Source organism: Salipiger sp. (assembly GCF_048261495.1).
Classification (GTDB): Bacteria; Pseudomonadota; Alphaproteobacteria; order Rhodobacterales; family Rhodobacteraceae; genus Salipiger.
This window is the reverse complement of record NZ_JBLXFX010000002.1, coordinates 81738-94330: the sequence shown is the minus strand read 5'-3', so window position 1 is coordinate 94330 and position 12593 is coordinate 81738. Positions and strand designations below refer to the sequence as shown.

The following is a 12593-nucleotide window of genomic DNA, read 5'->3' as shown; positions in this document are numbered from 1 at the left end:
TCGGCGCGACGTAGCGGCAACGGTCGTGAATTGATCGTAAAAATGTTTTCTTACAAGTGATTTGTCTTTGACGAGCCCTGCCGCTTTTTTGATTACTCGGGGAAAGGAATTTCAAAAGGCGGGGGGTAGATCATGACCATTTTCGGAGGCCAGGGCGGACAAGGCGGCCAGGGAGGGCAGGGCGGCCAGGGCGGACAAGGTGGTCAGGGCGGCCAGGGAGGCCAGGGGGGGCAAGGCGGACAGGGCGGACAGGGTGGTCAGTCCCACGCCGGCGGCCCGGCCTCTCCCTACCTCAGCATCGCCCTTGCCGGGGCGCGCGACGGCACCGTCGGCTACTGGAGCGGCGGCCCCTCGCGGGAGCCGGTCACAACGGGGCAATCGAGCTGGAAGGCGTTCCAGCGGCTCGACTCCTTTCCGCGCCGGGCGGTACTGGATCAGGCGCTGGGCAGCTTCTTCGGTGTCGAGATTCCGGCGAGCACCGGCGCAAACACCACCGCGCGGCTGACCTTCTGCGGCCAGACGCTGGTCGAACTGCACAAGCCCTCGGATCAGCTGCTCAAGGATCACCAGCTCAAGCATCTGCGCACCGCGGCCGATCTGCGGATGGACCGGCTCGCCGAGATCCAGGTCGAGACGTCGGACATCCTGTCCGTCTTCGGGATGCTGGGCTACATGCATCCCGAGGCGACGAAGTGGTCGCACTGGATCTGCGGCGCGATGCTGCGGCTCTGCACGATGATGGAAATGCCGCTGAAGATGGCCTTCGACGTGCCGCGCCCGATCACGCTGGCCTACGAGGTGCAGCCGATCATCCAGACGCCGGGCCACGGCGCCTGGCCCAGCGGTCACGCCACTGAAAGCGCGGCGGCGGCGACGATTCTCTACCGGCTGTTCTGCGACGAACCCTTCGATCCGGTCGGAGCGTTGCGCGGCGGCAACCTGTTCTACCGCCATGCGGCGCGGATCGCGACCAACCGGACGGTGGCCGGGGTGCATTACCCGACCGACAGCATGGCGGGCCACACACTGGGCCTGACCATGGCCGAAGCGCTGGTCAACCTTCTGGACGGCAGGGACAAGACGCCGAGCCGCGTCTACCGCGGCGATCTCTACGAGGGCGATTTCAACGTCGGCCTGTTCGGCACCGAACTGAAGGCCGGCACCAACATCACCGAGGCGACGATCCCGATAGATCCCGCGATCGTTCCGGCCTGGCTGGCGGAGATGTGGAAGGCCGCCAAGACCGAGGGCTGATCCTCGGACGAAATAAGGGGTGTGGAGCCGCAGTTTGCGGGTTCGCGTGTGTGGGGGCCGGGATGTCGCAATCCCGGCTTCTCCTTTTTGCGGCAGGCCCCCCGCGCAGTCAGGCGGCGGGGCCCGACGCGGGTCCGGTTTCGTCCCGCGGGCGGATGACATAGGGACCGAGCCGGCCGGTGTCGGCCTGCGGCACCATCCAGCGGTCCAGCACGGTCCAGTCGAAATCGTCGAGCTGCGTGCCGCCGCCAGCCGCGGCATTGGCGACGATCCTGTCTGCCGAAAGCGCAAGCGCGCGGGTCATCAGCGCCGCTCCGGCACTGGTGCCGTTGATCGCGCGGGAGGTGCCGGACAGCGTGCCGCAGCCAAGCTGCCCCGGCCGGTTGCCGCTGCGATCCGCCACGGTGGATGCGGTCGGGCCGCTTACGGTCCAGTCGGCACCGCGGGCCGCGTAGCGGGCGGGCCGTTTCAGCGCGTTTTCGGCATCCTCCACGGCGGCGCCGGCGGTGAAGATCTGCCGGGCCCGGACCGTCGCGAGCGCCGAGAGGCTGCCTTCGTGACGGATCGGGCTGTCGCTTTCCAGCGCGGTGTGATCTTGCTGACGATCATCCCAGCCATAGGCCTCGGGGCTGTCGAAATAGGACTGCCGTGCCTCGCCCCGGTAGCCGACGAGGTTCACGTCGCGCTGGATCTGAAGCGTCGCGCGCAGGGCCGGGGCGCCCTTGTAGCGCAGCCGGAGGGTCCAGGCTCCGGCGGGGGCGAGCGGCTCGCCGTGACAGGATTCGGTCGGCGCCACGGCGATGACCATGTGGGCCCGCTGCTCGATCCCGGTGTCGAGGGTTCGGGCGGGCAGGTGATAGAGGCGCGCGACGGCGGCGCCGTCGACATCGAGGCTGCGCGCCTCGCCCTCCGCCAGGGCGGCAAAGCCGGAGGCCAGCCCGTCGGGCGTTTCCAGTTCGATCTGCAGCGCCGAGACGGGCATGTCCTTGGACGGGGTGCGCAGTTCGAGGTAGCTCTCGGTCTGGTCGCCGGGCTGGATGCGCCATTCGATCGACTGGTCGGTCGCCTTGCGCGCCTGTGCCTTTTCATAGGACAGCTCGGCCATGAGGCGGCTGTCGTGATCGTTGCCGAAGGCCCAGACCACGCGCACCGGCTGTTTCTTGACCTGTTCCCAGAGCGCCGCCTCGCGGGCGATCTGGTATTCGGCAAAGCGGGTGCCGTCCTTGGGGCCGGCGTGCATCCCCATCGAGATGTTGACGATCACCGGGGCGGCGGGGTCGATCTCCTGCGCGCGGCGCAGGATCCAGCGCATCGCCTGCACCATGTAGCTTTCGAAGCGGGTGCCCGAGGTGTCGGCGATGGCCTGCGGCGGCAATTGCACCGCCAGCAGCGGCCAGTCGAGCGCGGGATCGCCGGGCTCTGCCGGATCGGCCCCGGCGGCGAGGTCGAGCATGTGGGTGCCGTGACTCGCGCCGTGTTCGCTGGAGCGGTGCGCATCGGCGTGGATCAGCCCTGCATTCACGGCGCAATATTCGGCGGTCTCGTCCATGCCCGCGCGGGCGATCGCCGCGTCGATCTCGGCCGCCGTCAGCACCTGCCCGAGATGCGCCGACTTCTGCGGGCCGCCCTGTTCCAGCGCCTGCAACCAGACCGCGTGGAACCGGGTCGCCCCGGCGGAGGCGCGGAACCGCCCGTTGAGAAAGCCGATACCGTCGTCGATCGCCGCGACGATGGGGCGACTCGTCGGGCGCCGGCGCGGCGCGGCGGGGATGGCGGGCGCGGCGGGCGCCGTGTCGGGCTGGAGGGAGACCGGGCTGCCGGTGTCGAGCACGTCGAACAGCGCGGCGTGGTCGGCATCCGCCGTCCCGAGCCGGCGGTAGAGCGCATATTCGTCGGGCAGACCGGCGTCGGGGTCGGTGGCGCCGCAACGCGCGTCGAGCACGCCGAATTCATGCGGCTCCATCAGCAGGGGCGAGGTGGCGTCGCGCACGAGGTCGCGCAGGGCGCGCCGCGCCTTGGCCGGGTCCGCCCCCTTGAGCCGCACGAAGGCGGGTTCGTGCAGATCGCTGCCCACCGGCGGCTGGCGCCGCTGCCGCACGAGCCAGGAAAAGTCGAGATAGGCGTCGCGAAACTCCAGCGGGGCGGGGGCGGTCCAGGTCAGGGGCATGCGGGGCTCCTCGATGCGACGGGGTTCAGGATGATCCGAGCAGACTGCCCGCGCGGCGGCAGGTCAAGCCGGGACCGGGGGATTGCGCTTTATTCACGCTCTGATCGGCGCGGGACTGCGGAAATCCTTGGGAAATTCCTGCGAAATTCCCGCGAAATTCACGCCCCTTTCGCGCTGCTCTCACGCTGCGTTCACGCTGACTTGGCAATTTACGTTTACGTTTCGTCAATGAGGCGCCGCGACAAGGGCGCCGTACAGACAGGGGATTTCGCATGACCATCCGGACCACGACCCGAGAACGCAGGTTCCAGGTGATCGACGGCGGACGCGTGCCGGGCGCCCCCGCTCCCGTCCCGCTGAGCCTTCCCGAACCGCCGGTCATGTCGGCCTCGGAGTTGGCCGCCGAAATGGCCGAGCTCTATGCGCTGTCCCTGCTCCGGGACGTGCCGTTCGCGGCCATGGCCGACCCCCATCACGTGGTGCGTGTGGATGCCACCACGCGCTTCACCCTGCACGAGCTGCTGTGCGAGCTGCGCAGCCTGTCCTGGTTCGACGGCGGGACCTTTTCCGCGAGAGGCCCCGTCGTCCTGGCGGCCCACGGCTCCCGGGCTGCCGATGGCGAGGCTGACCACCGCCGCGAGCTTCGGCTCAACGGCGATGGTCAGCTGACCCTGAGGACGCTGTTCCGGGGGGTGGTTTCGGGTGGCGCGAGCGATCTGCGCTTCTCGGCCTTTCATGCCTCGGACTGCCTGACCGGCGAGGCGCCGGAAAGCTGCCCGCGCCCGGCGACCGACGCACCGCTGTCGAGCTGGGTGCGCTATGTCGAGCGCAGCGCCGGCGCGGGCCTCGGCCGACCCGGTGCGGACGATGTTTCGGTGCTGTCCTGGCGCACGCCGCGCGGCCTGGCCGAGGACATGCGGGCCAGCCACCCCTGCCGCACCTTCTACAGCGCGGCGCTGATGCTGCTGGCGCGAGGGTCGGCCTTTGATCCGGGGCTGAACGGCCCGGCGGGCGGCCCCCCCGGCGTCAACGGCCAGACCGTCCTGTCGAGCATGGCCGAAACCGCCGAACGCGCCTTCGATGCCGCGATGCGCCGCCATTCGCGCGCCGGACGTCTCAGCCGCCCGGCGGTCTTCGCGGCCCGCTTCGCCGCCATGGCGGGGCTCGACGATCCCGCGGGCGGCGGCAACGACACCATCCTTGCGGCGCTCGACGAACTGACCCGCCACGCGCCGAACCTGATGACCTGGGTGGCGCGCCGCAACGCCGCCGCCAAACCGCCCGCCTGTAGCGGGGAATCGCTGCTTCTGCCGGTCATGCCGGGCGACGATGTCATGCCGCACCGGGCCGATTGCGCCGCGCAGGGCGTGATCGCCGGGGCCATGGCGACCCTGCTCAAGGCGCTGTTCGACACCCGCCGCCACGCGCGTCTGCGCATGGTCGGGGTGCCCGGCGGCGGCATCGACATCGGCGCAGAGGCCGACCGGCTTGCCGCCGACATCGCGCTGTCGCGCTCCGTCTCCGGCGGCTGGTTCCAGGCCGAAAACCATCAGGATCTGCGCCTGGGCGAGGCGCTGGCGATCCAGACGATCCGCCTGCATTTCGAAGCGGCCCGGACCAACCTGTCGCTCGGCTTCACCGATTTCGACGGCCGGGCGGTCACGGTGTCGGCGCATCCGGGTGCGCTCGGGGCGGGCCACGCCTCCCTGCGCATCGACGGTCGCCTCGCGCCCTGGCCTCTCGAACAGTCGCGCACCGCTGCGCACCTCGCCGTGGTCTGAGCGGGGCCTGCGGCGGAAAACGGCGCGGCCCCGTCATGGCGCGGAACCTCCGGCGGGCTCTGTCCGTTTGTCTGCACAACGGAAATCAAGGAGGTATCCGCCATGAACTGGGATCAGATCGAAGGCAACTGGAAGCAATTCAAAGGCAAGGCGCGCGAGCAGTGGGGCAAGCTGACCGATGACGAAATCGATCAGGCCGAAGGCAAGCGCGAGCAATTCGTCGGCGTGGTGCAGGAGAAATACGGCATCGCCCGCGAAGACGCTGAACGCCAGGTCGATTCCTGGGTGAACGGCCTGTAACCCGCCGCATCCCGAGACCATGGAAGGGGCCGCCAGTGCGGCCCCTTTTCCTGTCCTAGCGGCAGATTGCCTCGGGCTCTACCCCTGCCCAGGGGACATGCACTTCGGTCCTTGCCAGAGTCCGTTCCAGGTCCGCGACCGGCATGACTTCGGAAATCATGGCGCGCAGGCGCGCGGTCCGCGGCGCGCGGGGGTCGAGGACCTGGCAGCAGACGAATTCCTCGACGATGGCGCCCTGCTGTTCGTAGCCATGTTCCAGAAAGCGGGTCCGGGTGTCCGGGTCGAAGAGGTAGGGGTCGGGAGAGGCGCCATGCTCGGAGGCTGCCTTCAGCGGGTTGTAGCCGGTCAGCCTCCGGTTCTGCCACTGCCAGACATGGGTCATCTCGTGCGCCAGCAGCATCGCGCCGTAGAGATCGACGCGCTCCGGATATCCCGCCATGTAATCGTCGAGGTAGAGATCCTTGCGATAGAACACCCGGTTGAAGAGCGTCATGGCCCCCGGCGACACGGTGACCGTCTCGCCCTTCGATTCCGGCCAGATCCGTTCCATGCAGGTGACGCGCGGGCGGATCGGTCGCCGGTAGGTCACCGATCCCGCCGCCAGCCCGTCGTGGAACCGCACCCGGCCCGTATCCGTCATCTCGCCCTGAATGGCGCCGAGAAAGGCCGTTTCGTTCGGGGTGAGGGGACGGCCGCAGGCAAGAAGGCCGAGGCACAGGAAAAGGGTCAACCATCGCATGGCGCCATTACCAGCCCGGATTCCGGGCGGGATCAAGGCTCAATCCGCCCGCGCGAACCGCTCCGGCATCTCGCCGGAGATTTCGAGGATCAGCTTGCGCTTGACCGCCTCGGAAAAACTGCCGCGATCCCGCGCGGTGACGACAAAGGCGCCCTGACCGCCGATGATGCGATCCTCGTAGATCCGCTCAAGCCCGCCCTGCGCGCGCCCCGGATCGTCGGGGCGCAGGATCGGCAGGGCATTGATCGTGACCCCCTGCGCAACCACGTGATCGCGCGCCTCCTCGATCCCCGGTCCGGAGAAATTACCCGCGCTGTCGCCGGAAAAGTCGATCACACGGCGCCAACCGTCGATCTCGTTGACCTCCATCAGCCGCAGCGCCTCGAGCAGGGCCGCGCCGATGGCGTTGCGCCCGTAGGCCTGCCGGGGCATGGAGAGTAGTGCATCGGCAAAGCCCTGCGCCTCGTCGGGCCCGGCGATCCGCGTCCAGTCCACGACCTGCGCCTGGTTGGCCGCCCATTCGACGTAGGTCACCGCGATTTCACCGTAGGCGGTGCGCGAGATGGCCGAGAGCACATCGGGGTCGGTGATCGCGCGGGCATAGCCTTCGCGCTGGAACAGCAGTTCTTCCTGCGTGATCGACCCCGAGGCGTCGGCCAGAAGCACCAGCTCCAGATCGGTATCCTGCGCGGCGGCGGGGGAGGCGGAAAGGCAGAGGGCGAGGCAGATCGGTCGCATGCGGCAGGTCTCCGTCCTGGGGGGCTGACCCGAAGGCTAGCGACCGATGACGGCTTTGCGAAGCGGAGAGATGTTCACAAGTGGGGGATCGGGCCGTCCCGTGCCCGATCGGCAGGCACCGGCGCCTTGGCGGATGACGGCGGGTCGGTGATCCGGGGACGGTCGCGGCGCCCGTCGGACCGCCGCGCCATTGCCGGGGCGGAGCGGTGCTGCCGCACCCTTCGACCGACCGGTTCCCGGGGCGCGAGGTCGCGCAGATCGCATGATAGCCGCGATCCCGGAGGAGGCGCTGGACCTCGCGGGCAAGTATCCCCGGCCCGCCAGCGCCAAGGTAGTCGCGCCGTGCGAGGATTGCGCTCTGTCCATCGCCCTGTGCGAGTTGGGGAGGTTCGGCCGCAAGGGCCGCTTCACCTACACGCTGCTGGAGGCGTGACCGTCCGATCCGGAGCGCCCCCGCGCGGAATCAAGGCGCGCAGCGCCGCCGCGCGATCGTCATGCCGCAGGCATGCCTCCGGCATGACCCGCCCCCCGGGCTGGCGATTTGGTGAGGCTGGTCTGATGGTCCGAGGTCGTCCGGACGTGGCCGGCATAAAACGCGTCGTTCGACCGTTGCATCGCCATCCCGCGGACCGGCGATCGCGCGGCTACCCTACGTTATTTCTCTGTTGTATAATTTGCTTAGTAGCTAATTTTAGAAGCATGGATATGACCGAGCAAACTAGCATTACAGAAGTCGCCCCACTTTTGGCAACCTATGGGTGGTATGAAAAGAAATTGATATCCCCATCTATCTGGGGGAGTCTGAACTTCGACAGCTTCAAGATCTCCGATTTTCAACGATATCTGTGTTGGATAAAGATTTCGCGAGAATACTTCAGTATGTAGCTCCATCGGACGCCAATAGGCTCTGCCACTCAACGCGAATTACTTTGTTTCTTGTGCAGGTTTGCGTGGAGATCGAGTCGTGTTTTAAATCCATATTATCTAGAAATGGTGTATCCAATAGTAGATGTAAAATGGTCAAGAACTTCTCGAGAGTTGAACGAAGTCACACCCTCTCTAGATATCATGCACGGATACACGGCTGGTCAGGTGCATCGGGTAACTTCACTCCATTTGGGGCTTGGGAGCGTGAGCCTGACCCCAATGGCGATAATTTAACACCGGACTGGTACAAGGCGTATGGTTCTGCGAAACACAATGCGCTTCAATCGCAGAAACATGCGACGTTTTCTACTGCTTGTGAAGCGTACTGTGCGCTGCATATCCTGTTGTTGAGCCAATTTGGCGAAGACAATTGGGGGCCTTCTCGCGGTTCCGTTGAATTTCATGCGGAAACGGACTATAAGTGCGTATTGGGAGATTTTATCGAAGTAAGGTTTCCGAGGAAGGAGGATTGCCGTGTGCTGTATGACCTACCGCAACGTAGAGATCGTCTGCCAGAAAAGCATTTCGACTACTCTTAAACATCCAACTCCTCCACAAACCGCGCGTTCTCTTGAATATACTGGAACCGCAGTTCCGGCTTTTTGCCCATCAGCCGTTCCACCAGATCGCCGGTTTCGCCGGGTTCGTCCTCGTCGATGGTCACGCGGATCAGCTTGCGCGTGGCCGGGTCCATCGTGGTTTCCTTGAGGTCCTTTGCGTCCATCTCGCCCAGGCCCTTGAAGCGCTGGACGTCGATCTTGCCCTTGCCGCCGAGGCCCTTGGCCAGCCAGACCTCCTTTTCCGCATCGTCCGCGACGTAGATGCGCCGGGCGCCCTGTGTCAGCCGGTAGAGCGGCGGGCAGGCGAGGTACAAATGCCCCTTGTCGATCAGCGGCCGCATCTGGGTGAAGAAGAAGGTCATCAGCAGCGAGGCGATATGCGCGCCGTCCACGTCGGCATCGGTCATGATGATGATCTTGTCATAGCGCAGATCGTCGACCTTGAACTTCGTCCCCATGCCCACGCCGAGCGCCTCGCAGAGGTCGCTGATCTCGGCGTTGGACCCGAGTTTGGACGAGGCCGCGCCGAGCACGTTCAGGATCTTGCCCTTGAGCGGCAGAAGCGCCTGGGTCTCGCGGAAGCGGGCGCCCTTGGCGGAACCGCCGGCCGAGTCGCCCTCGACGATGAACAGCTCCGTGCCCTCGCGGTTCTTGGCGGTACAGTCGGTCAGCTTGCCGGGCAGGCGCAGCTTCTTCGTGGCCGATTTGCGCGCGGTCTCCTTTTCCTGGCGCCGCTTCAGCCGCTCTTCGGCGCGCAGCACGAGGAAGTCGAGGATCGCGCCGGCGGACTTGGTGTCCGAGGCCAGCCAGTTGTCGAAGTGGTCGCGCACCGCGCCTTCGACCAGCCGCGCGGCTTCGGTCGTGGCGAGGCGGTCCTTGGTCTGGCCGACGAATTCCGGTTCGCGGATGAAGCACGACACCAGCGCGCAGCCCCCGGTCAGCAGGTCGTCGCGGGTGATCTGCGCGGCCTTGCGGTTCGAGATCAGCTCGCCATAGGCGCGCAGGCCCTTGAGGATCGCGGCCCAGAACCCCTGCTCGTGGGTGCCGCCTTCGGGAGTGGGGACGGTGTTGCAGTAGGACTGGATGAAGCCGTCGCGCATCGGGGTCCAGTTGATCGCCCATTCCACCTTGCCCGGCGCGTTGAATTTCTCGCGGAAATCCACCGTGCCCGCGAAGGGGCGGTCGGCATAGGTGCTTGATCCGCCGAGCGTTTCGGTCAGGTAGTCGGCCAGGCCGCCGGGGAAGTGAAAGGTCGCCTCGGTCGGGGTTTCCTTGTCGTCGATGGCGGATTTCCAGCGGATCTCGACGCCCGAGAACAGGTAGGCCTTGGAGCGCACCATCTTGAACAGCCGCGCGGGCTTGAAGCGGTGATGGTGAAAGATCTCCTCGTCGGCATGGAAGGTGGTGGTGGTGCCGCGCCGGTTCGGGGCGGCGCCGACCTTGGCCACCGGGCCGAGCGGAATGCCCCGGGAAAACCGCTGCTCGTAGAGTTCCTTGTTGCGGGCGACCTGCACCACCATGCTGTCCGAGAGCGCGTTCACCACTGAGGCGCCGACGCCGTGCAGACCGCCGGAGGTCTCGTAGGCATCGCCGGAAAACTTCCCGCCCGCGTGCAGCGTGCAGAGGATGACCTCGAGCGCGGACTTGCCGGGGAATTTCGGGTGAGGGTCGATGGGGATGCCGCGGCCGTTGTCGCGGATCGTGATGGCGTGATCCTCGTGCAGCTCGACCTCGATCCGGTTGGCGTGGCCGGCGACGGCCTCGTCCATGGAGTTGTCGAGCACCTCGGCCACGAGATGATGCAGCGCCCGCTCGTCCGTGCCGCCGATGTACATGCCGGGGCGCTTGCGGACCGGCTCCAGCCCTTCGAGCACCTCGATAGAGGAGGCGTCATAGGTAAAGGATTCGGTTGCGGCGAGAAGGTCGTCGGCCATGTGCGCTGCTCTTTTTTGATTTCGTTGATCGCGCCCGAGTATGGCAGAGCCTCCCGGCGGGGGGAAGCCCGAAGTCGCCATGTTTTACAGGGGTTCAGGCCGGATCGCGCGGGGGCACGCTGGCCCAGTGTTCACCCATGGCGACGATGCAGGAGGTGCCCGTGGAATAGGCGATCACCATGGTCCAGGCGCCGTTTTCGGCGGTCCAGACCTCCATCACCTGTTCCGGATCGCGCAGCCCGGTCGAGGTGAGCGACGCACCCTGCTGGCGTGACAGCCGTTCGGACATCCGCGCGCTCGGCTCGCACAGCACGTCGGCAATGGGCGAGGTCGCGGCAGCGGCGGTCGGGACGAGCAGGAGAAGGGAGAGAACGAAGCGCATGCATGAAATTGTAACAGAGGCATGACGGTTCGCGAAAGGAAATTCGCCCGGCCACGCGGGGCGGCCGGGCGATATGCCGATCAGAAGCGGTAGTTGACGAAGACGTCGAAGGTGGTCGCGTCGGCTTCCATGCCGCTGACGTCGAAGTCGTTGAACTTGTTGTAGTTCACTTCGCCGCCGACCGAGACGTTCTCGGTGACCGACTGTTCGAGGCCGAGGCCAACGTAATAGCCGTTCGAGTCACCCGGCGAGATCGCGTCGTCGCTGGTGAAGGCCTTGGCGAAACCGCCGGTGCCGTAGACCAGCGTGTTGCCGGCGTCGTAACCGGCACGACCGCCGAGACGGAGAAGGCCATCGAGCTTGGCCGCGTTGTCGAGTTCGATTTCACCACCCTGGTACTGCAGGTTGGTGCCGGCGACCCAGTTGCCGAAATCCCAGTCGTAACCGGCGCGCAGGCCGTAGAGGGCGCCGTCGCCTTCGGTGTCGGGATCATCGGTGTTGATGTTGCCGTAGCCGAGCTGGCCGCCGACATATGCGCCGGTCCAGTCCTTGGACGAGACCACCGGCATCGGTGCGGGCGCCATCACGACGGGATCGGAGGGCGGCGGGGTGACGCTGCCGGCAAAGGCGGGAAGGGCGGTGGCAGCGGCGAGAACCGGTGCGAGAATGAAAAGCTTGCGGGACATGTGTCTGCTCCTTGTCGTATCTGCGTTGGCCGCTGCGATGCGGCGACTGGGGAAATAACGACGCGGGCCGGGATCGGCTCCACACGGGGCGGTCACATCAAGTTGCAGTGGCGGAACTGGCACAGAATGGCGGATTGTTTCACGAAAAAGCAGGGACTTGCCGAGCCGTGAGGGGGATGTGGCAAGGAACGGCCTGACTGACGCAACGTCATTGGAACCGATCCGGCGCGGTGCGACGCGTGTCCGGCTCAGATCGCGTTCAGGTCGATGTCGAAACCGGCGGCCTTCAGCTCCTTGGCCAGCCGGTATCGCCACGCGCCGCCCGGATCGACGGGAGTATAGGCGATGCCGAGGATGTCCGAGGGGGCCTCGACCTCGTCCTCCTTCAGGATGATGGTGCGCCGCCTGCCGAGTACGCCGGTGAAATAGCCCAGTTCCATGATGACATTCTGGCGCGCCCGCGGCTGCATGCCGAGTGTGTCGTGTCTCGAACCGCCGAAGTCGTCCGCCGACATGAGGATGACCGCGAAACCGACATCGGCATTGTGTTCGAATTTCTCGATGATCGTGCGGCCTTCGTTGGGCTGGTCCTTCAGAACGATGGGCTGGCAGGACAACTGCCGAAGCGTTTCGACGACCTGCATCAGAAGCAGGTCGTTGTGGCCATGGACCACGAAGATCCGGCCGGAGGCCGGCGCGGCGTTCAGGCGGCCCGCCTTGCCCTCGACAAGGCCCCGCCGGTCCGCCGGTCCCGCGCCGTCCTTGATGTCGTAGAGCGACAGCGTGCGCTGGATGCGGCGGATGTGCGAGGTCAGCAGGTCGACGGGCACGAAGGGCGTGCCGCGCGGCCCCGAGGGCAGCGCCTTCAGGGTCTCGATCCTTTCGGCCAGGAAATCATTGTCCGACGCCCTGAGCCATTCGGTGATGTCGTTCAGAAGTTCGGTCAGTTCGGCGGTCACCGACGGCAGGACGTCTCCGTCGAGATCGGTCTGGAGAGCGGCCCTGGCCGAGAGTTGGTCAAGCGAGGTCAGCAACAGATCCAGTTTCATCCCGAGCCTCCGCGATGTGTACTTCGGAGAAGCCCTGCGGACCGAGGTCGCGCGGCGCCGTGTTTCCGGCGACCCG

11 protein-coding genes are annotated in these 12593 nt (G+C 66.4%); 4 read left to right on the top strand and 7 right to left on the bottom strand.

The annotated features are described in order from the left end of the window. Window positions 1–132: 132 nt before the first annotated feature. Complete coding sequence (locus ACN0RJ_RS03865; protein ID WP_417719325.1) at window positions 133–1254, top strand: phosphatase PAP2 family protein; 1122 nt, start codon at window positions 133–135, stop codon at window positions 1252–1254. Window positions 1255–1363: 109 nt separating this feature from the next. Here the strand turns inward: ACN0RJ_RS03865 and ACN0RJ_RS03860 are convergent, their stop codons facing one another. Further along, on the bottom strand, window positions 1364–3421 hold the full coding sequence (locus ACN0RJ_RS03860; RefSeq protein ID WP_417723459.1) for a hypothetical protein: 2058 nt from the start codon (window positions 3419–3421) through the stop codon (window positions 1364–1366). A 272-nt stretch (window positions 3422–3693) separates the two neighbouring features. Between ACN0RJ_RS03860 and ACN0RJ_RS03855 the strand changes: the two genes are divergently transcribed. Both ACN0RJ_RS03855 and ACN0RJ_RS03850 read left to right on the top strand, forming a co-directional pair. Beyond that, window positions 3694–5202, top strand: a complete 1509-nt coding sequence (locus ACN0RJ_RS03855) for a bromoperoxidase (RefSeq protein WP_417723458.1) — start codon at window positions 3694–3696, stop codon at window positions 5200–5202. Between the two features lie 102 nt (window positions 5203–5304). Beyond that, window positions 5305–5502 (top strand): CsbD family protein, encoded by a 198-nt coding sequence (locus ACN0RJ_RS03850; protein WP_417719322.1) that lies wholly within the window; start codon window positions 5305–5307, stop codon window positions 5500–5502. A gap of 55 nt (window positions 5503–5557) precedes the next feature. On the opposite strand, the gene ACN0RJ_RS03845 is transcribed toward ACN0RJ_RS03850, so the two are convergent. Both ACN0RJ_RS03845 and ACN0RJ_RS03840 read right to left on the bottom strand, forming a co-directional pair. Further along, a complete protein-coding gene (locus ACN0RJ_RS03845) occupies window positions 5558–6241 on the bottom strand; it encodes a hypothetical protein (RefSeq protein ID WP_417723457.1) in 684 nt (227 codons plus the stop codon). Between the two features lie 39 nt (window positions 6242–6280). Next, the gene (locus tag ACN0RJ_RS03840) at window positions 6281–6979 is read right to left on the bottom strand and encodes a DUF1194 domain-containing protein (RefSeq protein ID WP_417723456.1); all 699 of its coding nucleotides are present in this window, start codon (window positions 6977–6979) and stop codon (window positions 6281–6283) included. A 262-nt stretch (window positions 6980–7241) separates the two neighbouring features. On the opposite strand from ACN0RJ_RS03840, the gene ACN0RJ_RS03835 reads away from it, so the two are divergent. Beyond that, window positions 7242–7412, top strand: coding sequence for a hypothetical protein (locus ACN0RJ_RS03835; protein ID WP_417723455.1), 171 nt, complete (start codon window positions 7242–7244; stop codon window positions 7410–7412). Window positions 7413–8441: 1029 nt separating this feature from the next. Here the strand turns inward: ACN0RJ_RS03835 and parE are convergent. From parE to ACN0RJ_RS03815, 4 genes are all read right to left on the bottom strand, one after another. Next, entirely contained in the window at window positions 8442–10400 is a 1959-nt protein-coding gene (gene parE, locus ACN0RJ_RS03830; RefSeq protein WP_417719317.1) for a DNA topoisomerase IV subunit B, read from the bottom strand. A 94-nt stretch (window positions 10401–10494) separates the two neighbouring features. Further along, entirely contained in the window at window positions 10495–10782 is a 288-nt protein-coding gene (locus tag ACN0RJ_RS03825) for a hypothetical protein (protein WP_417719316.1), read from the bottom strand. Window positions 10783–10862: 80 nt separating this feature from the next. Then, window positions 10863–11468: an outer membrane protein gene (locus tag ACN0RJ_RS03820; RefSeq protein WP_417719315.1), complete on the bottom strand. Its 606-nt coding sequence runs from the start codon at window positions 11466–11468 to the stop codon at window positions 10863–10865. 248 nt (window positions 11469–11716) lie between these two features. Then, window positions 11717–12517, bottom strand: a complete 801-nt coding sequence (locus ACN0RJ_RS03815) for a TIR domain-containing protein (protein WP_417723454.1) — start codon at window positions 12515–12517, stop codon at window positions 11717–11719. Between the last annotated feature and the right edge of the window lie 76 nt (window positions 12518–12593).